Here is a 21,717-nt window from a genome sequence, read left to right as displayed (position 1 = left end):
TCAGCGATTGCCGGACGCCCCTTTGAAGCAGGTCCATACCCCACCCGTGTCGCCCCGTCCCTCGGCTTGCCCGGGGTTGTGGCGCATCGTCAGCGCCCTGGATGGCGGGATCTGCCGGATCAAGCTGCCCGGTGGGCTGTTGCTGGCCGATCAGGCCGATGCCGTGGCGGCGGCTGCCGAGCGCTTCGCCGGTGGCGTGATCGAGGCGACCAACCGCGGCAACCTGCAGATCCGTGGCATTGGCGATGATCACGCCGGCCTGATCGAAAGCCTGCTGGCAGCAGGCCTGGGCCCCCGCGATGCTGCCAGTGACGATGTGCGCAACCTGATGCTCAGCCCTTTGGCCGGGCATGACCCCATGATGGTGCTGGATGTTCGCCCCCTGGCCGAACACATCCTCGACCTGCTGCAAGGCACACCGCGCTTTCATCAGTTATCGGCCAAGTTCGCCCTGCAACTGGACGGCGGCGAAGGCCTGGCGATGCTCGAGCACCCGCACGATCTATGGCTTTGCGCATTGCGGCTCGAACAACGCACCTGGCTGGCGTTCGGCCTGGCCGGCTGCCCGGCTGACGGCCAGGTGCTGGGTGCGGTGCCGGTAGAGCAGGGGCTGGCGCTGGTCCGTGCAGTGCTTGAGCGCTTTCTCGATCTGGCCAGCCCGGAGCAGGCGCGCATGCGCCAGTTGCTGGAAAACTGCTCAGTGGAGCGGTTCATCGCGGGGCTGGGGCTGGAAATCCGCCGGGATGATGCCGTGCTCGCGTGGCGCCGCCCAGCGAGCCACCGCTCATGGCTCGGCGCCGTTCAGCAGCAGCAAGGCATGGCCCTGGGCATTGCCCCGCCGCTTGGCAGGCTCAACGCCGACATGCTGCGCGGTGCGGCGCGCATCGCCCGTGAACACGGCGATGGCAGCCTGCGCCTGAGCCCCTGGCAAAGCCTGATGCTGACCTCTATCGCTGGCACGCGCATCGCTGCGGCGCAACGTGAGCTTTCGGTCCTTGGCTGGCTGTGCCACAGCCATGAGCCCCTGGCCCGCCTGGTTGCCTGCACCGGCGCCAGCGGCTGCGCCAAGGCGCACGGCGATACCAAGGCCGATGCCGTGGCCCTGGCCGCCCTGTTGCCTGCGGGCGCGCCTGCCAGTGTGCACCTGTCGGGTTGCCCCCGATCCTGCGCCGTGGCCCATGTCGCCCCGGCCACGCTGCTGGCCCGCTCGCCGGGCCGCTATGACCTCTATTTGCGTGACGCGCGCCTGCCGGGCTTCGGCGCCCTGCGCGCCGCCAACCTCACCTTGAACGAAGCAGGCGCCATGCTCGACCTGCCGACGGAGCACCTTGATGATTGATTACATCCGCGATGGTCAGGAGATCTATCGCAATTCTTTCCGGATCATCCGTGAGGAGGCCCGGCTCGAGCGGATCCCCGCGGACCTTGAGAAACTCGCCGTTCGTGTGATCCATGCCTGCGGCATGGTCGAGGCCATCGACGGCCTGCAGTTCTCCGAAGGTGCAGGCCGCGCCGGGCGCGAGGCCCTGGCCAACGGCGCGCCGATCCTATGCGATGCGCACATGGTCGCCGAAGGTATCACCCGTGCACGTCTGCCCGCTGACAACAAAGTGATCTGCACCCTGCGCGACCCGAGTGTCCCAGCCTTGGCCAAAGATGCCGGCAATACCCGCTCGGCGGTGGCCCTGGAACTGTGGCGGCCCTACCTGGAGGGCAGCGTGGTGGTGATCGGCAACGCACCGACCGCACTGTTCTACTTGCTGGAAATGATCGATGCAGGTGCACCCAAGCCTGCGCTGATCCTCGGCTTCCCGGTTGGCTTCGTCGGTGCGGCGGAGTCCAAGGCCATGCTTGCCGCAGATAGCCGAGGGGTACCCTTCGTGATCATGCAGGGCCGCCTGGGCGGTAGCGCGATGGCGGCGGCGGCGGTCAATGCCCTCGCCACGGAGGTGGAATGATGGCGCCGCGTGGACGTCTGCTGGGCCTGGGCGTAGGCCCTGGCGACCCTGAGCTGATCACCCTCAAGGCCCTGCGCTTGCTACGCGAGGCCCCGGTGGTCGCCTACTTCGTGGCCAAGGGCAAGCGTGGCAATGCCTTCGGCATCATCGAGTCGCACCTGCAGCCAGCGCAAACGCTGCTGCCGTTGGTCTATCCGGTGACCACCGAGGCGTTGCCGGCACCGTTGTCCTACGAGCAGGTCATCAGCGATTTCTATGACGAAGCCAGCGTGCAAGTGGCCGAGCACCTCGATGCTGGCCGCGATGTGGCGGTGATCTGCGAAGGCGACCCGTTCTTTTACGGCTCCTACATGTACCTGCATGACCGTCTGGCGCAGCGCTATGACGCGCAAGTGATCCCTGGCGTCTGCTCGATGCTGGGCGGCGCCTCGGTACTGGGGGCCCCTTTGGTCTACCGTAACCAGAGCCTGTCGGTGCTGTCGGGGGTGCTGCCGGCCGAAGAGCTCAAGCGGCGCCTGGCCGACGCCGACGCGGCGGTAATCATGAAGCTGGGCCGCAACTTCCCCAAGGTGCGGCAGGTGCTGGGCGAACTGGGCCTGGACAGCCGAGCGCTGTACGTGGAACGGGCGACCATGGCCAATCAGAAAATCGTCGCGCTGGACCAGGTGGACCCACAGTCATCACCGTACTTCTCGCTGATCATCGTGCCGGGTGAAAAATGGCAGGGATGAGCATGCACAAGGCACCGGCGATCATCGTGCTCGGCGCTGGCAGCGTAGCCACCGCGCGGCGCATTCAGCAGCGGTATCCACAGGCAACGCTGCACGGCCTGAGTGGTCGGGTCGACCTGGCCGACCAGTATTACGAAAACTTTGGCGACACGTTGCGCGACCTCTACCGGCAAGACACGCCGATCATTGCCCTGTGTGCGGCGGGTATCGTCATCCGTAGCCTGGCCAGCCTGCTCAGCGAGAAAGGCGCGGAGCCGCCGGTGCTGGCGGTGGCCGAGGACGGCAGTGCGGTAGTGCCGCTGCTGGGCGGGCTGAGCGGCGTCAACCTCATGGCCCGGGAGATCGCTGAAGCGCTGGGCGTGGCCCCGGCGATCACCACCAGTGGCGAGCTGCGTTTCGGCACCTGCCTGCTGAACCCACCCGAAGGCTACGCCCTGGCGGACATCGAACAGGGCAAGCGTTTCGTTTCCGATCTGCTGGCGGGCGAAGCCGTACGCATCGAGGGCGATGCGCCGTGGCTGGCTCAGGCCCAATTGCCAACCAGTGAAGCTGCCCAGCGCACCATTCATGTGGGATGCACTGCGCGCCCGGCCAGCCGTGACGAGTTGCTGATCCGCCCCCGTTCGGTGGTGGTTGCGGTGGATGCGGGCGGCGCTGATCTGGTCGAACGCGTCAATGATGCCCTGCGTGAAGCGGGCATCGCCGAGCAGTCACTGGCGTGCCTGCTGGCCGCCGAACAGGCCATGGCCGAACCGTCCTTGCTGGCAGCGGCCGAGACGCTGGGTGTCGCACTGCGTTTTGCGGCCAAAGAAAGCACGCTTGTCAGCATGGCCGCCGCAGCACTGCCGGATGCGCGCCTGATCGAGCAGGCGGGCTTGGTCATTGCGCTGGCATCGGCACCAGTCAAGGTCAACCAGCTGGGCCGCAAGCGTGGCCGCCTGGCCGTCATCGGCCTTGGCCCTGGCGCCGCCGAGCTGATGGTGCCGGCGGTCAAAGCCGAGCTGGCAGGCGCCGAGGACATTCTCGGTTACGAAACCTACGTGCGCATGGCCGGGCCGTTCCGCGACGATCAGGTGCAACATTGCACCGACAACCGCGAAGAGATGCAGCGCGCGCGTCATGCTTTCGAGCTTGCCGCCCAGGGGCGCTCGGTGGTGGTGGTGTCGTCGGGTGACCCGGGGGTCTTCGCCATGGCCGCAGCCGTGCTGGAAGCGCTGCACGGGTCCTCTGACCCCGCCTGGCATCGGGTCGATCTGCAGATCCTGCCGGGGGTTTCGGCCTCGCTGGCCACCGCCGCTCAAGCGGGCGCGCCGCTGGGGCATGACTTCTGCGTGATGTCGCTATCGGACAATCTCAAACCGTGGTCGACCATCGAACATCGGCTGGGCCTGGCAGCCCAGGCCGACCTGGTGCTTGCCTTCTACAACCCGATCTCGCGTTCGCGCCCCTGGCAGCTTGGCCGCGCGCTGGAAATCGTGCGCCAGCACCGGGATGGCGATACACCCGTAGTGCTGGGGCGTGACATCGGCAGGCCGGGGCAGACGCTCAAGGTGGTCACCCTCGCCGAGTTGATGCCTGAGATGGTCGACATGCGTACCATGGTGCTGGTTGGCTCTTCCACTACCTGCACCTTTGCCCGTGCCGAGGGTGGGCAGTGGGTCTATACCCCGCGTTGGTACCCTGTTGCGCCGTAAGTGGCGGGGCTAGCCGACCAGGTAGCCCCTGATGCCGGTGAAGATGATCTGCGCCGCCAAGGCGCAGACGAACAGCCCCATCAGGCGGCTGACGATCTGCAGGCCTTGCTCACCGAGAATGCGCTCGATGCCGTGCGACAGATAAAGCACCAAGCCCACGGTGAAGCTGGCCAGCGCGATACTGACGATGGCCAGTAACTTGTCGTCCCAGTGCGGCTGGCTGACGCCCATCACCAGCAGCGCGCCGATGGTGCCCGGGCCTACGGTGAGCGGGATCGTCAGCGGTACGATGGTCACGTCCTGCTGCACGTTGTCGGCCTGCACGGCCGGTTTGCCCTGGGCCATCCCCAATGCCGAGATGAACAGCACGCTGCCGGCGCCGATGCGGAAGGCATCGGCCGTGATGCCGAAAATGCCGAAGATCGCCCGCCCGAACAGGTACAGCAACACACTGGCCACCAATGCGGCGAACGCAACCTTCCAGGCCAGCTGCTTGCGCTCCTTGCTGGAGTGGCCACGGGTCAGGCTGATGAAGCACGACAGCACGAAAAACGGGCTGTAGAGCACCAGCATCTTCAGGTAGACACTGAACAACTCGTGAAGCATGGGGGTGAGTCCTTTGTCGGCGCGGCCTGGTGGCGCAGAAGGGCTGCGCAGCAACCCCAGTCCCATGCAGCGCTGCTGTAATCCAGGCCGCTGCGGCAGCGCTTTATCGTTAGGAGGTATGCAGCGGATCGGTCTTGGTTTCCCGCTGGTTCGCCCAATACTGGATCAACTCGCGCAATTGCGACAGCTCCACCGGCTTGGCCATGTGCCCATCCATGCCGGCCAGCCGTGCGCGCTCCTTGTGCTCGGCGAGGATGTGCGCGGTCAGTGCCACCACCGGGGTGCGCTGGCGCTGGTTGGCGACCTCCCAGGCGCGCAGTTGCTGGGTGGCGGAGAAACCGTCGAGCACCGGCATTTCACAATCCATCAACACCAGGTCGTAGCGCTGGGCTTTCATGGCCTGCAGGGCTTCCTCGCCATTGCTGGCGGTATCCGGTTCGAGATTGAGTTTGCCCAGCATGCCGCGGATCACCTTGGTCGAGATGCTGTTGTCTTCGGCGACCAGCACGCGGAAGTCGCCCGGCAGCTCGTGAGTGGGCGGGGTGCCTGGCAGGGGCATCGGCACGGTCTGTTCGCGGCCGCGCTGGGCCAGCTCTTCGGCCAGGGTGGTCTTGAGCGTGTAGCCGGCCACCGGTTTGGCCAGGATGCGCTTGACCCCGGCATTGCGGGCAATGACCTTGCTCGGTGCATTGCTGATACCGGTGAGCATCACCACGAGGATGTCGTGGTTCAGGCTGGGGTCTTCCTTGATCTTGGCGGCCAGCTGCATGCCGGTCATGCCGGGCATGTTCTGGTCGAGCAAGACCGCGTCGAAATAGTCGCGCAGGTGCGCCTTGGTCCGGAGCAGGGCCAGGGCTTCTTTGCCCGAGGGCACGGCACTGACGTTCATGCCCCAAGCGCTGCACTGCTGCACCAGCACCTTGCGGCAGGTGTCGTTGTCGTCCACCACCAGCACCCGGGCGTCACGCAATGGGCTGTCGAGGTCGGCCAAGGGTTGCTCCAGCCGCGAGGGGTCGAGCGGCAGGGTCAGCCACAGGGTGTTGCCCATGCTGGTGCTGCTCTTGATGCCGAATTCGCCCTGCATCAGGCCGATCAGTTGCTTGGCGATGATCAACCCAAGGTGGCCGCCAAGCTTGTTGCTGGACAGGAAGTGGTGGCTGTGCAGCTCTGCCTGCAGCAGGGCTTCGCGCTCGGCCGCAGGCAACGGCTCGCCGCTGTCCTGCACGGCGATCCGCAGGCGCGGCACCTCGCTGCGCTGGTCCAGTGCAACGACCAGGAGGATTTCGCCGTGGTCGGTGTTTTTCAGGGCGTTTTCCAGCAGGCTGGAGAGGGCCTGACGCAGGCGCGTCGGGTCCCCGCTGATGACCCGTGGCACCTGCGGCTGGGTGAAGCTGATCAGCTCGATGTTCTGTTGTTCGGCCTTGGCGCGGAAGATGTTCAGGCAGTCTTCGATCAGGGCATTGAGGTCGAATTGCACATCGTCCAGTTCGATCTGCCGCGACTCGAGCTTGGAAATGTCGAGAATCTCGTTGATCAGTGTGAGCAGTTCGTTGCCGGCGCTGTGGATGGTCTGCACGTAGTCACGCTGCTTGACCGACAGCGGCGTGCCCAGCAGCAGTTCGGTCATGCCCAGCACGCCGTTCATGGGGGTACGGATTTCATGGCTGATCTTGGCCAGAAACTCGGCCTTGGCATTGATTTCGGCGTCACTGGCCGCCAGTGCGCGGCTGGCGCTGAAGCGCTCTTCGCTCATGCGCCGCAGGCGCTCGCTGACCGCCAGGTTGAGCAGCAGGCCGCTGGCCACGGTCAAGCCGAGCAGAATGCACAGCAGCCAGGGCGTCGAGGTGCGGGTCAGGCCGAGCAGGGCCGGCAGCAACACCAGCCCGCCCAGGTTGAACACGATCATGGCCAGGCTGAACAGGCGTGCCGGTGCATAACCTTTGTACCAGTGGTAGCTGCTGACCAGCAGCATGCTGACACTGCCCAAGGCCAGCAGGGCGTAGGTCATCAGGTTGAGCGGCAGGGTATCGACGAACAGCAGGATCAGGCCGCTGACCGCGGCCACCAGCATTTCGCCCTGCAGCAAGCGATTGAGCTGCGGTGAATTGCAGCGCGAGAAGAAGTGCTGGGTGAAATACAGCCCCGCGAGGCCCGCCAACACCAGGGTCAGGTAGGCGGCCGGGGTTTGCGCACTGTGCCACAGGTGCCACCAGGGGCCGCTGAGGTTGAGCAGGATCAGGCCGCTGAGCAGCATCAGCCCGTGGTACAACGCAAGGACCAGGGTGGTGCTGGAGCGGGTGTATAGAAAGCGGATCAGGTTGTGCAGGATGAGCATGGCCAGGCCGCCGAAGAGCATGCCGAACAGCAATGGCTGGCCTTGGTTCGAAGCGGCGACTGCCGCAGGCTCCAGGGTGATGGCCGGGCGCAGTTGATGCTCGGAGACCAGGCGCAGGTAGACGTCCACCGCGGTCGGGCTGTTCGGCAGGGGCAATACGTGATCGCTGCCACGCAAGGTCGGGCTGGCGTTGCCGGCCTGGCGGCCGTGGTGCAGCTGGCGTAGCAGCCTGTCGCCCTCCAGGGCGTAGAGGTCCAGGCGTGAAAGGTCCGGGGCGAAGACCCGCAACAGTCGCTCCTGCTCACCCGGTTCGAGGCGATAGTGTAGCCACAGGGCCTGTTGCGACGGTGCTGCATCGAGGTCGCCCAGGGTAGTGGGGCTGAACTGGTTGCGATAGCGATCCGAGCGGACGTCGCTCAATTGCAGGTTGGCTTGTTCGTCGAGCAAAACGGACCAGCCTCCGCCTTGGTCGGCCGAAGCCGGGTGCAGGCAGAGCAGGGTCAGCAAGCTGACGATCAGAGCTGTGGCAATCCGAAGCCGACGCACTACGAGATCCCTTCCTAGCTGATGTGCCGTGGAGTAACTATGCGCGGCGCGCCAAGTCGAAGGCAAGGCCCCGAGGGGGCCATGTCGACGAGCCGAAAGCCGCACGCGCAAGACGCTGCGGCTATCCGGTCAAGGTTCTTGCTGGTGTTCACCGCGCTCGCGGGCAATGGCCCGATAGCCGATGTCGGTACGGTAGAAGCTACCGTTCCAGGTGACTTCCTTGGCGAGGCGGTAAGCCTGCTGCTGGGCATCTGCGACCGTGCTGCCCATGGCCGTGGCGCAGAGCACGCGGCCACCGTTGGTCACGACCTGGCCGTCCTTGAGCGAAGTACCGGCATGGAACACCTTGCCTTCGATCTTGGCTGCGGCCTCCAGGCCACTGATCGCGTCGCCCTTGGCGTAGTCGCCTGGGTACCCGCCGGCAGCCAGCACCACACCCAGGCTCGGGCGCGGGTCCCACTGCGCTTCGACCTTGTCCAGTGCCTTGGCGAAAGCGGCTTCGATCAACAGCACCAGGCTCGATTCCAGGCGCAGCATGACTGGCTGGGTTTCCGGGTCGCCAAAGCGGCAGTTGAACTCGATGACCTTGGGGTTGCCCGCCTTGTCGATCATCAGGCCGGCATACAGGAAGCCGGTGTACACGTTGCCTTCTTCGGCCATGCCGCGCACGGTCGGCCAGATCACCTGGTCCATCACGCGCTGGTGGACATCGGCGGTAACGACTGGGGCAGGGGAGTAGGCACCCATGCCGCCCGTGTTCGGGCCGGTGTCCTGGTCACCCACGCGCTTGTGGTCCTGGCTGGTGGCCATTGGCAGCACGTTGTGGCCGTCGACCATCACGATAAAGCTGGCTTCCTCGCCGTCGAGGAACTCTTCGATCACCACGCGCGAACCGGCTTCGCCAAAGGCGTTGCCTGCGAGCATGTCACGCACGGCGGCTTCGGCTTCTTCCAGGGTCATGGCGACGATCACGCCTTTGCCTGCAGCCAGGCCGTCGGCCTTGATCACGATCGGCGCGCCTTTTTCCTGCAGGTAGGCCAGGGCCGGCTCGATCTCGGTGAAGTTCTGGTAGTCGGCGGTCGGGATCTTGTGGCGAGCCAGGAAGTCCTTGGTGAATGCCTTGGAGCCTTCCAGCTGGGCCGCGCCCTTGGTCGGGCCGAAGCAGTCCAGGCCGCGGCTGCGGAACAGGTCCACCACACCGATGACCAGTGGCGCCTCGGGGCCCACGATGGTCAGGTCGACGTTCTTCTCGGCGAAGTCTGCCAGTTGCTCAAGGGCGGTCACGTCGATGGCAACGTTCTCGCACTTGGCTTCAATGGCGGTACCGGCGTTGCCAGGGGCGACGAATACTTTCTCGACGCGTGGGTCCTGGGCGACTTTCCAGGCCAGGGCGTGCTCACGGCCGCCGCTGCCGATGATCAAAACTTTCATTACAGGCTCCTTCGGAGAAGCTGCAAGCTGCAAGCGTCAAAAGAAAGCGGTTGGCGCTGATCCTTTCACGTGCTCACAACTCAGGGATTCAAGGGGCTGTGGCTGCAAGCAGGAGCAATTTGCCCTGCTCTTGCTTGCAGCTTGCAGCGTAAAGCTTGCCGCTGCTATCAGTGGCGGAAGTGGCGCATACCGGTGAATACCATGGCGATGCCGGCTTCGTCAGCGGCAGCGATCACCTCGGCATCGCGCATCGAACCACCGGGCTGGATCACGGCGCTGATACCCACTTTAGCGGCATTGTCGATGCCATCACGGAACGGGAAGAACGCGTCCGACGCCATGACCGCACCTTGCACTTGCAGGCCGGCATGCTCTGCCTTGATGGCAGCGATGCGCGCGGAGTTGACGCGGCTCATCTGGCCAGCGCCGACGCCGATGGTCTGGCGCTGCTTGGCGTAGACGATGGCATTGGACTTGACGAACTTGGCCACCTTCCAGGCGAACACCAGATCGTGGATTTCCTGCTCGGTCGGTGCACGCTTGGTGACGATCTTCAGGTCTTCGGCGGTGATCATGCCGTTGTCGCGGCTCTGCACCAGCAGGCCACCGTTGACGCGCTTGAAGTCCCAACCGGCGGCACGCTCGGCTGGCCACTCGCCGCACTCCAGCAGACGTACGTTCTGCTTGGCAGCCACCACGTCGCGGGCCGCCTGGGAGATTTTCGGGGCGATGATCACTTCGACGAACTGGCGCTCGACGATGGCCTTGGCGGTTTCGCCGTCCAGTTCACGGTTGAAGGCGATGATGCCGCCGAAGGCCGACTCGCTGTCGGTGGCGTAGGCCAGGTCGTAGGCCTTGCGGATACCGCCCTCGTCCTCAGGCACCACGGCAACGCCGCAGGGGTTGGCATGCTTGACGATGACGCAGGCCGGCTTGACGAAGCTCTTCACGCACTCCAGCGCGGCGTCGGTGTCGGCCACGTTGTTGAACGACAGCGCCTTGCCCTGCAGCTGGATGGCGGTGGAAACGCTGGCTTCGCCTTTGTTGGCTTCAACGTAGAACGCAGCGCTCTGGTGCGGGTTCTCGCCGTAGCGCATTTCCTGAGCCTTGACGAACTGGCTGTTGAAGGTGCGCGGGAACTCGCTGCGTGCTTCAGTGGACAGCGTGTCCTTGGCCTGGTCGATGGTGCCCATGTAGTTGGCGATCATGCCGTCGTACGCCGCCGTGTGCTCGAAGGCCTTGAGCATCAGGTCGAAACGTTGGGCGTAGGTCAGGCCGCCGGCCTTGAGGCCTTCGAGGACGCTGGCGTAGTCGCCGGCGTTGACCACGATGGCGACGTCCTTGTGGTTCTTGGCAGCCGAACGGACCATGGTCGGGCCGCCGATGTCGATGTTCTCGATGGCGGTCGGCAGGTCGCAGCCAGGCTTGGCGATGGTGGCTTCGAACGGGTACAGGTTGACGGCGACCAGGTCAATCGGCTTGATGCCGTGCTCGTTCATGATTGCGTCGTCGACACCGCGACGGCCGAGGATGCCGCCGTGGATCTTCGGGTGCAGGGTCTTGACCCGGCCGTCCATCATTTCGGCGAAGCCCGTGTAGTCGGCCACTTCCACCGCGTTCACGCCGTTGTCCTTGAGCAGCTTGTAGGTGCCGCCGGTGGACAGGATCTCGACACCGAGCTGCTGCAGCTCACGAGCGAATTCGAGGATACCGGTCTTGTCGGAGACGCTGATCAGGGCGCGGCGGACTGGCAGGCGGGTAGTCTGGTCGGTCATTTCGGATTCCAATAACGCGGTGGAGTCAGCAAAAAAGGCGCCTCTGTTCAGGGAGTCGCCTTTTCTGATTGGGATTCTGGCTTACAACAAGTCGTACTGCTTGAGTTTCTTGCGCAGGGTGCCTCGGTTGAGCCCGAGCATCTCGCTGGCCTTGGTCTGGTTGCCCTTGACGTAATTCATCACGCTTTCGAGCAGGGGCGCCTCTACTTCGGAGAGCACCAGGTTGTACACGTCAGTGACGGTAGCGCCTTCCAGGTGTGCGAAGTAGTTGTGCAGCGCCTTCTCGACGCTGTCACGAAGGGTCTGGCCCTCTTCGCTCGGCGTGTTGAGGTGCTGTTTGAGGTTGGCGTTGTCGCTCACGGGCGTTGTTCCACTCACTAATGTCTCGGTCATCATCGTCATGCGGCCACCCCTTGTCCGTCCTCTGTCTCAAGGCTCTGTCGACGTTCGCTGAAAAAAGCTCGAACGTTGGCGCACTGCGCTTGTGTGTCTTCCAAAGCGTTGAACCGGGAGCGAAACTCCTTGCCGCCGGGTCGTGTTGCCAGGTACCAGCCGACGTGCTTACGGGCGATACGTACGCCCATCACATCGCCATAGAAGGCGTGCAGCGCGGCAAGGTGCTCCAGCAGAATACGTTCCACTTCGTCCAGCTGCGGGGCCGGCAAATGCTGGCCCGTCCCCAGGTAATGCTCGATCTCGCGAAAGATCCAGGGCCGCCCTTGGGCGGCCCTGCCAATCAGCAGACCGTCGACGCCGGTGGCGTCCAGCACCGCCCGGGCCTTTTCTGGCGAAGTGATATCGCCGTTGGCAAAAACCGGAATGGACACCGCCTGCTTGATGGCAGCGATGGTGTCGTATTCGGCTTCGCCGGTGTACAGGTCGGCGCGTGTGCGGCCATGCACCGCCAGCGCCTGGATGCCAGCCTGCTCGGCGATTCTCGCCACGTTCAGGCCGTTCTTGTTCGCCCGGTCCCAACCGGTGCGGATCTTCAGGGTCACCGGGACGTCCACCGCGCCGACCACGGCGTGGAGAATCTCGCTGACCAGAGCTTCATCTCTCAATAAAGCAGAGCCTGCAGCTTTGTTGCAGACTTTTTTTGCCGGGCAACCCATGTTGATATCGATGATCTGGGCGCCAGCTTCGACGTTGGCCCTGGCAGCCGCTGCCATCATCTGCGCATCGCCACCGGCGATCTGTACCGAGCGCGGCTCGGGATCGCCTTCGTGAATGCGGCGCAGGCTGGACTTGCGGCTGTTCCACAGGCTCATGTCGCTGCTGACCATCTCCGACACCACCATGCCCGCGCCCAGGCGCTTGCAAAGTGTACGGAAAGGCTGGTCCGTGACCCCGGCCATGGGCGCGAGGATCAGGTTGTTACGTAGTGTATATGGGCCGATGCGTACCGCCGACATAGGTGTTCCCTGTTGTGGGGCCGAATCATTGGAGTCGAAAAAGGGTTGGCATAATACCCGCTCTCGGTGACCGGATAAAGATGGATTTGGATAAATTCTGAACAGTTGCAGGCTTATGACCAGGCGCTACAAGCTGCAAGCTGCAAGCGGCAAGAGGGGGCAGACCGGTTGTCGGCTCGCTTCTCTTGTAGCTTGCAGCTCGGCGTCTATTCGGGGGAGCGGAAGCTCAAGCTGTAATTCACCGCTCTAGGGCCAGGGTCGAGGATATCCAGTGCAATGTGGATTGGCGTCTGGCTGGGCATTTCGCCACGGCCGGCCAGTTCACCCGAGAGATACTCGCTCGGCTTGAAGCGCCGGCTGGCGATCAATTGGCCATTGAGGTCGGCAAAACGCAGCTCCAGCAGAGGGAACGGCTGGGCAAAGGGGGCACGGTTGTAGATGATCGCGTCGACGATCAGCGCGCCTTTGAAGTCCGGGTGGCTGCGCACGACCAGGTTGCTGCTCTTGATCCGGCCGATATCGACACGGGTAGGCACCTCGCAGCCAAGCATCGGGCACAGCTGCTGGAAGAGCGGGCGATACTGGTCCTGGCGCGCCATTTCATCGAAATGGAACCACACGTACTGGAAGGCCAGCAGGCCGGCGGCCAGTAGCGTGAGCACGCTCCAGAGCACGCGTTTGCCCCAGTGGGGGCGCGGCTTTTCCCAGCCCAGTTGCAAAGGGTCGTCGACCACGTCGATGAGCGGCTCCTTGCGTGACGCACGCGAGGCCTTGGCGGTGAAGCCAGGTTCAAGGCGCTCGCCGGTCAGCCCCGGGTCAGGGGTGTCATCGTGCGCCGACAGATGCAGATCCGTATCGTCATCATCACGGGCACTCAGGCCCTTTTCGTGAACGGGTTCGTCATCTGGCGGCAGCCGCTCGGGGAAGTCGTTCGGGTTGTCGCGCTCGGCAGGCCGATGCACGGCAGGTTCATCATCGAAGTCCAGGTCCAGGTTGCCGTCCAGCGTGGGCTCGGTGCGATCGCCCGGGGCAGGCTCCAGGTCCAGCGGCTCTGGCTTGAGCAGTACCGGGGCGGGCTCTTCGGGCTCCAGCGGCTCATGGTGATCGTCGGTCGCATTACCGAACAGCTCGTCGCCATGGGGCTCGGCGGCGGGCTCGTTACGCCGCGCCTGTAGTGCATCGACAGGGGCGGCGGGGCGCGGCTCGTCTGCCTTGCCACGGCGTTCGAGGCGGGCCAGTTCCTGGTCCAGGTCGAGTTCGTCGAGGGCTTGCGCTGTGGCTGCCCAGTCTTGCGGCTCGGCGGCTGGGCGCTCGCTCACCGGTGGCTCGGGCGCAGTGACTGGCCCAACCGCCGGGATTGGCGGCACTGCCGGGGCGGCGCTGGCGCGGTTCTGCTCCAGCAGTTGCTTCGCCGCGTTGAACACCTGCAGGCAATGGCCGCAGCGCACGACCCCACGCGCCACGCTCAATTGGTGGTGGGTGACGCGAAAGCTGGTCTGGCAATGCGGGCACTGGGTGACGAAACTGTCGGTCATGCGGCGATCCGGGAGCTGTGCAGAAAAGTATTTTAGGCCCGCTTAGCGGCGGCGACCACTGATGCGTACCCAGCCGTCGCGTACGACGATCGGGTCCAGCTCGAAGTCGGCAGCGTAGGCTGCGGCCACTTCCTCACCCTGTTCGGCGAGGATGCCAGACAATGCGAGCAGGCCGCCTGGGCGTACCAGGCCGGACAGCTGCGGCGCCAGCGAGACCAAAGGGCCTGCGAGGATATTGGCGACCAGCACGTCGGCCTGCATGGCCGGCATATGCTCGGGCAGGTACAGCGCCAGCTTCTCGTCGGCGACGCCGTTGCGCTGGGCGTTGTCACGCGAGGCTTCGATGGCCTGCACGTCGATGTCGGTACCGACCGCTTCGCGTGCGCCCAACAACAGTGCGGCAATCGCCAGAATGCCCGAACCGCAGCCGAAGTCCAGGACCTGGGTGCCTTCGAGCTGCTGGCCGTCGAGCCATTCCAGGCACAGGGCGGTGGTTGGGTGGGTGCCGGTGCCAAAGGCCAGGCCTGGGTCAAGCAGCAGGTTCACGGCGTCCTTTTCCGGAGCCTCGTGCCAGCTTGGCACGATCCACAAGCGGCGGCCGAAGCGCATTGGCTGGAAGTTGTCCATCCAGCTGCGTTCCCAATCCTGATCCTCGATCACTTCGGCCTGGTGTTCCGGCAGCTGCGTGCCGGTCAGCAGGCGCAGGTGAGCGAACACCTGTTCAGGGTCGGCGTCGGCCTCGAACAGTGCCAGCAGGTGGGTATGCGACCACAGCGGCGTGGTGTTGAGGTCGGGTTCGAAGATCGGCTGGTCTTCGGCGTCCATGAACGTGACCGACACGGCGCCGACTTCGAGCAGGGCGTCTTCGTAGGTTTCGGCTTGTTCCGGGCTGATGGCCAGGCGTACTTGCAGCCAAGGCATGGCGGGCACCTTTGGTAAATCGAGAGGGGCAGCCCGAGGCTGCGCGAAGGCTGGCAGTTTACGCGAGTGCGGGGTGTTTGTGGATGGCTTGAGGCGCTGCCTGCAGCTCAATGGCCGGCAAGCCGGCTTCCTTAGGCCCTTCAGTGTTTTTCAGTGTGGTGATCTGACCGAAGGCGCTGCTTTGCCCGCGATCGGGCCCGTAAATGGGGGGCTGCATGACCGTTGGCGTGAGAAAGCCCCACAAAAAACCCCGGCACAGGGCCGGGGTTCGTGTTGCATCACGCTAACGCGATCACTCCTGGTTGGCCAGTTTGTGCTCGAGGTAGTGGATGTTCACGCCGCCTTTGCAGAAACCTTCATCACGCACCAGGTCGCGGTGCAGCGGGATGTTGGTCTTGATGCCGTCGACGACGATTTCGTCCAGGGCGTTGCGCATGCGGGCCATGGCTTCATCGCGGTCTTTGCCGTAGGTGATCAGCTTGCCGATCAGCGAGTCGTAGTTCGGCGGAACCGAATAACCGCTGTACAGGTGCGAATCGACGCGAACGCCGTTGCCACCCGGGGCGTGGAAGTGCTTGACCTTGCCTGGGCTCGGAATGAACTTCTTCGGGTCTTCTGCGTTGATCCGGCACTCCAGCGAGTGACCGCGGATCACCACGTCTTCCTGACGGATCGACAGCTTGTTGCCAGCGGCGATGCTGAGCATCTCCTTGACGATGTCGATACCGGTGACCATTTCCGAGACCGGGTGTTCAACCTGCACACGGGTGTTCATTTCAATGAAGTAGAAACGGCCGTTTTCGTACAGGAATTCGAAGGTGCCGGCGCCACGGTAGCCGATTTCGACGCAGGCATCGACGCAACGCTTGAAGACTTCCTGGCGGGCCTTCTCGTCGATGCCCGGAGCAGGTGCTTCTTCCAGTACTTTCTGGTGACGACGCTGCAGCGAGCAGTCGCGGTCGCCCAGGTGGATAGCGTTGCCCTGGCCGTCGGACAGCACCTGAACTTCCACGTGACGTGGGTTGGTCAGGAACTTCTCCAGGTAGACCATCGGGTTGCCGAAGGCGGCACCGGCTTCGGTACGGGTGAGCTTGGCCGAGGCGATCAGGTCCTCTTCCTTGTGCACCACGCGCATGCCGCGACCACCACCACCACCGGCGGCCTTGATGATCACCGGGTAGCCGACGTCACGGGCGATCGCCAGGGCGACCTCTTCGTCTTCCGGCAGCGGGCCATCGGAACCTGGTACGGTCGGTACGCCGGTCTTGATCATCGCGTCCTTGGCCGACACCTTGTCGCCCATCAGGCGAATGGTGTCGGCGCGCGGGCCGATGAAGGCGAAACCGGACTTCTCCACCTGCTCGGCGAAGTCGGCGTTCTCTGCGAGGAAGCCGTAACCCGGGTGGATGGCGGTAGCGCCTGTCACTTCGGCAGCGGCGATGATCGCCGGGATGTGCAGGTACGAATCTTTGGACGAAGCAGGACCAATGCAGACCGACTCGTCTGCCAGGCCCAGGTGCATCAGTTCACGGTCGGCCGTGGAGTGCACGGCGACGGTCTTGATGCCCAGTTCTTTGCAGGCACGCAGGATCCGCAGGGCAATTTCCCCGCGGTTGGCGATCAGGACTTTTTCCAGCTTCCCAGACATCGTTGGCTCTCCGCGAATCAAACGATGGTGAACAGCGGCTGGTCGAACTCAACCGGCTGACCGTCTTCCACCAGGATGGCGTCGATAACGCCGCCGATATCGGCTTCGATGTGGTTCATCATCTTCATCGCTTCGACGATGCACAGCGTGTCGCCTTTCTTCACGCTCTGGCCCACTTCAGCGAAGTTCGGCGAGGTCGGCGAAGGTTTGCGGTAGAAGGTGCCGACCATTGGCGAGCGGATCACGGTGCCTTTGAGCGCCGGGGCAGTGGCGGCAGCTTCGGCAGCCGGCGCAGCAGCAGCGACTGGAGCAGCAGCAGGTGCGGCAGCCATTGGCGCAGGTGCGTAGAACTGCTGAGCGGCTGGGGTCTTGCTATGACGGCTGATACGGACCGACTCTTCGCCTTCCTTGATCTCCAGTTCGTCGATGCCAGACTCTTCCAGCAGCTCGATCAGTTTCTTGACTTTACGGATATCCATTAATCATCAACTCCCAAAGGTTCGGTCAGGGGGCATAAGTTAAAAACGTATCTGAAACGTTTTTCTCGAACCCCGGCCCACTCAGGCCAGGGCTTCTATCATCAGGGCTGTGCGTTGGCAGCCAGTTGTTCCAGTGCGGCCTCCAGGGCCAGGCGATACCCGCTGGCGCCCAGACCGCAGATCACCCCTACGGCTACATCGGAGAAGTAGGAGTGGTGACGGAACGGTTCGCGTTTGTGCACGTTTGACAGGTGCACTTCGATGAATGGGATGCTCACCGAAAGCAATGCGTCACGTAATGCGACGCTTGTGTGGGTGAAAGCAGCCGGATTGATCAGGATGAAGTCCACACCCTCGTTGCGTGCGGCGTGAATCCGGTCGATCAGCTCGTACTCGGCATTGCTCTGCAGGTATTGCAGGTGATGGCCCGCGGCGCGCGCGCGCTGCTCCAGGTCCTGGTTGATCTGGGCCAGGGTCACGGCGCCGTAGTGGCTCGGTTCGCGGAGCCCGAGCATGTTCAGGTTGGGGCCGTGAAGCACCAGTAGCGTTGCCATCTGCAGATTCCTTGGATTTGTAGGGCAATTCGACACAGCGCGGCGAGTGTGCCGTAAAGCGACCGCAAGTGTCCAGTTCCCGGCAATAGCCAGCACGATGTCCGAGGTTCGCGCGAAGTATGTGACCAAAAAATTAAATCTGGTCACTCCTTCGCAGAATTATGCCGGCACGCGGGAAGTTATAGACCGAGTTTGCCGCGCACGCGCGCCAGAATACCCGCGAATTCGGCGGCGTTTATCTCGCCAATGACCCGATCGGTGGTCATTTCGCTGCCGTTCGCGGCAAAGAACAACAGTGCAGGCGGGCCGAACAGCTGATAGCGGTCGAGCAGAGTACGTTGCTCGGCGTTGCTTTCGGTGATGTCGAAACGCAGCAACTTGAAGGCGCTCAGTTGGGGTTGGACCTGCGCTGCGTTGAGGACTTCATGCTCGATGACCTTGCAACTGATGCACCAGTCGGCGTACCAGTCGAGCAACACGGGCTGCCCCGCCGCTTTCGCCTCGGCCAGTGCCGCGTCGAGTGCAGCAGGCGTGGTGACGGTTTGCCAGGCATCCACCGAGGCTGCCGGGCCACTGCCGGCACTTGCCGGCGCGGGTGCTGGCAATGGGCGCAGCGGGTCGCCCTGGCCATGCAGGGCGCCGTACCAGCAGGCCAGGCCGTACACCAGCAGGGCCAGGCCCAGCAGTTGCGCCAGACGTTGGCGTGGCGCCTTGACCACGAACTCCAGCGCCCCGAGGAAAACGGCCACGCCCACGCTCAGGAACCCGACCAGCAACAAGGTCGCCGGCCCCGGCAGTACGCGGCTGAGCAGGCCGATGGCGAGGCCCAGCAGCAGTACACCAATAGCGTTTTTCACGGTGTTCAGCCAAGGCCCGCTCTTTGGCAGCCAGGCCGCGCCCCCCGTGGCCACCACCAGCAACGGCGCGCCCATGCCCAGGCCCAGGGCGAACAGTTTGAGAGCGCCACCCAGGGCGTCACCGCTGGCACTGATATACAGCAAGGCGCCGGCCAGAGGTGCCGAGACGCACGGCGAAACCAGCAGGCTGGACAGCACCCCCAGCACCGCTGCGCCCAGCAGCGAGCCGCCCTTGGTGCGGTGGGCGAGGGTATCGAGGCGATTGCTCAAGGCCTGTGGCAGTTTGAGTTCGAACAGGCCGAACATGGCCAGGGCGAACAGCACGAAGAACAGCGCGAAAGGCACCAGCACCCACGCCGATTGCAGCCGCGCCTGCAGGTTCAGGCTTGCACCGAACAGGCCCATCAATGCGCCCAACATGGCGAAACTGGCGGCCATGGCCAGCACATAGGCCAGCGACAGGGCCAGGCCGCGCAGGCCACCGACCTGGCCACGCAAGACCACGCCAGAGAGGATCGGCAGCATCGGCAACACGCAGGGCGTGAAGGTCAGGCCAACCCCGGCGAGGAAGAACAGCAGCAGTGATTTCCAGCTCCAGCCTTGTTCGCTGGCCGTCGCGGGGGCGTCGGCGGTGCTACCCCCTGCGCCGTCGATGCTCAGGCGTGCCGTCTCTGGCGGGTAGCACAGGCCCTTGTCGGCACAGCCCTGGTAGCCGACCAGCAGGGTGAAGGCGCGAGCGTCGGTGCGCGGCAGTTCGATGTCCAGTACGCCGTGGTAGACCTCGACGTCGCCGAAGAACTCATCGTGTTTGGCCTCGCCCTTGGGAATGTTCGGCGAGCCCAGGGCGATGTCTGCCGGCTCGGTGCGAAACTGGAAGCGATGGCGGTAGAGGTAATAGCCGTCGGTGGCGACGAAGCGCAGCTTGAGGGTGTGCGCATCAGCCTGGACCAGGCTGAGCTTGAAGGCTTCGTGTACTGGCAGAAAGTCTGCGCTGTTGCTCAGCGAGGCGGCGCCGAGGGTGGCGCTGGGGCGGTTGTCGAGCAGGCCCGTGGCGAAGGCAGGGCTGGCCAGCAGCAGGAAAAGCAGGAAAAACAGGCGGCGCATGGCGTCCTCGCGGGGTGGAACGTGCCGGGCATGATAACGGAGTTGGCCTTCGTTGGGGGGCGGGGCAGGCAAACGATCACAGCCTGAAGGCCCGCACCGCCCGGTTCAGTTCGCCACCAAGGGTCAGCAATTGCTCGCCCTGCTCACGCCCTTCACCGATGCGCTGCAGGTTGTCTTCACCCAGTTCATGAATCCGCTCGCTGTGCCCCCGGATCTCGCTCACCGCATCACTCTGCTGCGCCGTGACGTCAGCAATGCGCACTGCGGTATTGGCTATGGTGCGGATCGCGTTGACGATTTCGTCCAGCGCGCCATCGGCAGCCTGTGCCTGGTCAGCTGTAGCTTGGGCGTGTTCCAGTTGCGCGCGCATGCCCGTCACCGATTCCCTTGCCGCCTGCTGCAGCCGGTCGATCAAGGCCTGGATCTCGCCAGTGGCGCCAGTGGTGCGTTGCGCCAGCGAGCGTACCTCGTCTGCGACCACGGCAAAGCCGCGGCCCATCTCGCCCGCGCGGGCGGCTTCGATGGCGGCGTTCAACGCCAGCAGGTTGGTCTGCTCGGCGATCGACCTGATCACCGTGAGCACACCGCCGATGGTGGCCGACTCCTCGGCCAGCTGTTCGATCATGCGTGCATTGCCCTGTACTTCATCGACCAGCGTGCGCAGCCCGCCAAGGCTCTGGCCGATAACCGTCTGGCCTTGCTCCACGGCGCGGCCGGCAGCGCGGCTGGCATCGGCCGCAGAGCTGGCATCACCGGCCACTTGCAAAATGGTGGCCTCCAGTTCGCCCAGTGCATCGCGGATCTGCCCGGTGTCACCCGCCTGGCGCTCTGCGCCGTCATGCAGGGCAGCGCTCATGCCGGCCAGTGCGTGACTGCTGCCGGCCACCTGCTCGGCGTTGTGGCGGATGGTGCCGACCAGCTCTACCAGGTACTGACGCAGGCGATTGAGCGATTCCTGGATGTCGTGCAACTCGCGGTTGGTCTTGCCCAGGGCGATGGGGGCGGCGAAGTCGCCTTCGGCCCATCGTGACAGCGCCGGGGCCAAGCCAGTCAGGGTACGCGTCAGCCGCCGCTGCAAGGTGTCGATGAGCAGGGCGATCAGCAGGATCAGGCCGATCATCAGGCCTTGGATCAGGCGCACTTCGCTGGCGATACGGGCATGCTGGCCGCGCACTTCAGGCTCAAGGCTGGCAATGGCCTTTTGCACGGCGTCGAGCCGTTCGTTGGTGCTGGCGGCCAGCACGGTACGCCGTTCGATCTGGTCGCGGGTCCGTTGCAGTTCGCCCGGGTAGCGGTTGAGCAGGCTTTGCAATTCGCGTTTGAGGCCAACGGCAACGTCTTCCTGCTCCCCTGCGGCCTGCGTTTCCAGGCCCATCATGGCAGCGAAATCATCGGCGTTGGATTCGGCGGCGCGGGTCACGCCCAGCAACGGCAGGTTGTCGATGACCTGAGCCTGGGCGCGGATCAATTGCAGCTCGCGTTCCACCTCGTCGGCCAGTTCGGCGCGGCCGCTGCTGACCAGTTTGTCACGGGCCAGTGACAAGCGGCCCAGGTGGACGCTGGCGTCGAACAACGGCAGCAGATAACGGCTAGCCTCGCTGCTGTCACTGTCGCGGGCATAGTTGGCCAGCTGTTCGAGATTGGCGCCCAGCTCACGCTCGGCCTGCAACAGCAGGGCTTGAGGGTCGCCGGCCAGTTTGCCAGCCGCGAGCAGCTCGTTGGCGGTGAAGGCTTGCAGGCTATCAAGGCTTGGGCGCAATTGGTCGGCCAGCGCTTCAGGCCAGTCGGCGAGTGCCTGCGCAAGCTGTTGGTTGGCCTCCAGCGCCGCCGCATGGCGCAGGGCGTCGCCGCTGCCCAGATAGGCCTGGATGTTGCGCGCGGCCTGGTTCTGGAACTGCTGCGACAGGCCCAGATAGCGTTCCATCAATTGATAGGGGCGCTCCAGGGCACGCTGCGACCACCACAGGGTTGCACCCAACGCGATACACACGGTCACCAGTAACAGGGTGTTGAAATTGGTCAGCCACTTCAGGCGCATAGCCGCTAACTTCCTGCGGGGGTGGGGAGGTAGGTGCCTGAAGTTATTGCTATTTTGTGACGCGGTGATGACGATGATGGCTCAAGGCTATCT

The 21,717-nt window shown here is 64.3% G+C and carries 17 protein-coding genes; 4 read left to right on the top strand and 13 right to left on the bottom strand.

The features are described 5' to 3' along the window. Positions 1–7 precede the first annotated feature (7 nt). The 4 genes from cobG to cobJ are packed head-to-tail and all read left to right on the top strand — an operon-like array spanning position 8 to position 4,383. Positions 8–1,339 carry a precorrin-3B synthase gene (gene cobG / locus OSW16_RS23885; RefSeq protein WP_267819027.1) on the top strand — a complete coding sequence of 444 codons (1,332 nt, stop codon included), beginning with the start codon at positions 8–10 and terminating at the stop codon, positions 1,337–1,339. Beyond that, positions 1,332–1,958 carry a precorrin-8X methylmutase gene (locus OSW16_RS23880; protein WP_267819025.1) on the top strand — a complete coding sequence of 209 codons (627 nt, stop codon included), beginning with the start codon at positions 1,332–1,334 and terminating at the stop codon, positions 1,956–1,958. Before cobG ends, OSW16_RS23880 begins: the two co-directional genes overlap by 8 nt. Then, on the top strand, positions 1,958–2,689 hold the full coding sequence (locus tag OSW16_RS23875) for a precorrin-2 C(20)-methyltransferase (protein ID WP_241806191.1): 732 nt from the start codon (positions 1,958–1,960) through the stop codon (positions 2,687–2,689). The genes OSW16_RS23880 and OSW16_RS23875 overlap by 1 nt, the downstream gene beginning before the upstream one ends. A gap of 2 nt (positions 2,690–2,691) precedes the next feature. After that, positions 2,692–4,383 carry a precorrin-3B C(17)-methyltransferase gene (cobJ, locus tag OSW16_RS23870; RefSeq protein ID WP_267819023.1) on the top strand — a complete coding sequence of 564 codons (1,692 nt, stop codon included), beginning with the start codon at positions 2,692–2,694 and terminating at the stop codon, positions 4,381–4,383. A gap of 9 nt (positions 4,384–4,392) precedes the next feature. On the opposite strand, the gene OSW16_RS23865 is transcribed toward cobJ, so the two are convergent. From OSW16_RS23865 to OSW16_RS27240, 13 genes are all read right to left on the bottom strand, one after another. Beyond that, positions 4,393–4,989 (bottom strand): MarC family protein, encoded by a 597-nt coding sequence (locus OSW16_RS23865; protein ID WP_039602487.1) that lies wholly within the window; start codon positions 4,987–4,989, stop codon positions 4,393–4,395. Positions 4,990–5,098: 109 nt separating this feature from the next. Then, positions 5,099–7,870: a hybrid sensor histidine kinase/response regulator gene (locus OSW16_RS23860; RefSeq protein WP_267819020.1), complete on the bottom strand. Its 2,772-nt coding sequence runs from the start codon at positions 7,868–7,870 to the stop codon at positions 5,099–5,101. A gap of 129 nt (positions 7,871–7,999) precedes the next feature. Continuing rightward, positions 8,000–9,301, bottom strand: coding sequence for a phosphoribosylamine--glycine ligase (gene purD / locus OSW16_RS23855; RefSeq protein ID WP_267819018.1), 1,302 nt, complete (start codon positions 9,299–9,301; stop codon positions 8,000–8,002). A 167-nt stretch (positions 9,302–9,468) separates the two neighbouring features. Further along, positions 9,469–11,076 (bottom strand): bifunctional phosphoribosylaminoimidazolecarboxamide formyltransferase/IMP cyclohydrolase, encoded by a 1,608-nt coding sequence (gene purH, locus OSW16_RS23850; protein ID WP_241806188.1) that lies wholly within the window; start codon positions 11,074–11,076, stop codon positions 9,469–9,471. 81 nt (positions 11,077–11,157) lie between these two features. Continuing rightward, positions 11,158–11,478, bottom strand: a complete 321-nt coding sequence (fis, locus tag OSW16_RS23845; protein WP_008093076.1) for a DNA-binding transcriptional regulator Fis — start codon at positions 11,476–11,478, stop codon at positions 11,158–11,160. Next, the gene (gene dusB / locus OSW16_RS23840; protein WP_241806187.1) at positions 11,475–12,488 is read right to left on the bottom strand and encodes a tRNA dihydrouridine synthase DusB; all 1,014 of its coding nucleotides are present in this window, start codon (positions 12,486–12,488) and stop codon (positions 11,475–11,477) included. The genes fis and dusB overlap by 4 nt, the downstream gene beginning before the upstream one ends. A 206-nt stretch (positions 12,489–12,694) precedes the next feature. Beyond that, the gene (locus tag OSW16_RS23835) at positions 12,695–14,023 is read right to left on the bottom strand and encodes a DUF3426 domain-containing protein (RefSeq protein WP_267819008.1); all 1,329 of its coding nucleotides are present in this window, start codon (positions 14,021–14,023) and stop codon (positions 12,695–12,697) included. Between the two features lie 42 nt (positions 14,024–14,065). Beyond that, positions 14,066–14,944 carry a 50S ribosomal protein L11 methyltransferase gene (gene prmA / locus OSW16_RS23830; protein WP_267819006.1) on the bottom strand — a complete coding sequence of 293 codons (879 nt, stop codon included), beginning with the start codon at positions 14,942–14,944 and terminating at the stop codon, positions 14,066–14,068. A 292-nt stretch (positions 14,945–15,236) separates the two neighbouring features. Continuing rightward, positions 15,237–16,592, bottom strand: coding sequence for an acetyl-CoA carboxylase biotin carboxylase subunit (gene accC, locus OSW16_RS23825; RefSeq protein ID WP_012316407.1), 1,356 nt, complete (start codon positions 16,590–16,592; stop codon positions 15,237–15,239). Positions 16,593–16,609: 17 nt separating this feature from the next. Next, positions 16,610–17,071 carry an acetyl-CoA carboxylase biotin carboxyl carrier protein gene (accB, locus tag OSW16_RS23820; protein ID WP_241806183.1) on the bottom strand — a complete coding sequence of 154 codons (462 nt, stop codon included), beginning with the start codon at positions 17,069–17,071 and terminating at the stop codon, positions 16,610–16,612. Between the two features lie 101 nt (positions 17,072–17,172). Continuing rightward, positions 17,173–17,625 carry a type II 3-dehydroquinate dehydratase gene (gene aroQ, locus OSW16_RS23815; RefSeq protein WP_241806182.1) on the bottom strand — a complete coding sequence of 151 codons (453 nt, stop codon included), beginning with the start codon at positions 17,623–17,625 and terminating at the stop codon, positions 17,173–17,175. A 179-nt stretch (positions 17,626–17,804) separates the two neighbouring features. Further along, positions 17,805–19,586, bottom strand: a complete 1,782-nt coding sequence (locus tag OSW16_RS23810; RefSeq protein ID WP_267819002.1) for a protein-disulfide reductase DsbD — start codon at positions 19,584–19,586, stop codon at positions 17,805–17,807. Positions 19,587–19,662: 76 nt separating this feature from the next. Further along, positions 19,663–20,442 carry a methyl-accepting chemotaxis protein gene (locus OSW16_RS27240; protein ID WP_372490510.1) on the bottom strand — a complete coding sequence of 260 codons (780 nt, stop codon included), beginning with the start codon at positions 20,440–20,442 and terminating at the stop codon, positions 19,663–19,665. Between the last annotated feature and the right edge of the window lie 1,275 nt (positions 20,443–21,717).

The organism is Pseudomonas putida (assembly GCF_026625125.1).
Taxonomy (GTDB): Bacteria; Pseudomonadota; Gammaproteobacteria; order Pseudomonadales; family Pseudomonadaceae; genus Aquipseudomonas; species Aquipseudomonas putida_X.
The sequence above is the reverse complement of the archived record's forward strand: the minus strand, read 5'-3'. Positions and strand labels throughout refer to the sequence as shown.